The sequence below is a fragment of the Microvirga sp. Mcv34 genome (genome assembly GCF_024519725.1).
In the GTDB taxonomy this organism is placed as follows: Bacteria; Pseudomonadota; Alphaproteobacteria; order Rhizobiales; family Beijerinckiaceae; genus Microvirga.
In genome coordinates this window covers 1-551 of the sequence record NZ_JALJRK010000278.1, presented here as the reverse complement: position 1 = coordinate 551, position 551 = coordinate 1, and the positions used below count along the sequence as shown (strand labels likewise).

Here is a 551-nt window from a genome sequence, read left to right as displayed (position 1 = left end):
GTGCGGTCGATGGCCACAAACAGATAGAGCTTTCCTTGGGCGGTCTGCACTTCAGCGATGTCGATGTGACCCGAAGGGCCGCGTCAGCGAAAGAAGCCGATGGGGTAGCTCTTGAACGTCTTCTTGGTGCACTTGTCGCCCTCCACATCCGGCAAGCGCCCAATCCCGTGGCGCTGCAGGCAGCGATGCAGCGACGAGCGCGTCAGGTGCGGGAGCGTGGGCTGGAGGGCATAAAGGCAGTCGTCCAGCGGCAGGAGCGTGTGCCGGCGGAAGGCAACAATGACGGCCTCCTCATCGGCTGAAAGAACGGTCGACCTTGGGTTCTTGGGCCCGGTGGGCAGGTCAGCGACCGAGGTGCGCTTCTTCCATTTAGCGACTGTCTTCTGGTTGATGCCGTGGCGCGTGGCCAGGGCGCGTGGCCAGGGCTCTCAGGCTTTCTTGACTATTCTGGATTGCGCGACGGACCGCCTCTGTCGTTGTGGCGCTGCGGTGGAGAACCTGGCCCATAGCGCATCCCTCCATTCCGGCGATAAGAATGCACCATCAAACCC

1 pseudogene is annotated in these 551 nt (G+C 62.4%); it reads right to left on the bottom strand.

What is annotated here, in order from left to right:
- Positions 1 to 507, bottom strand: a pseudogene (locus tag OC446_RS30605) (IS481 family transposase); the annotation flags it as partial.
- Positions 508 to 551: the final 44 nt, after the last annotated feature.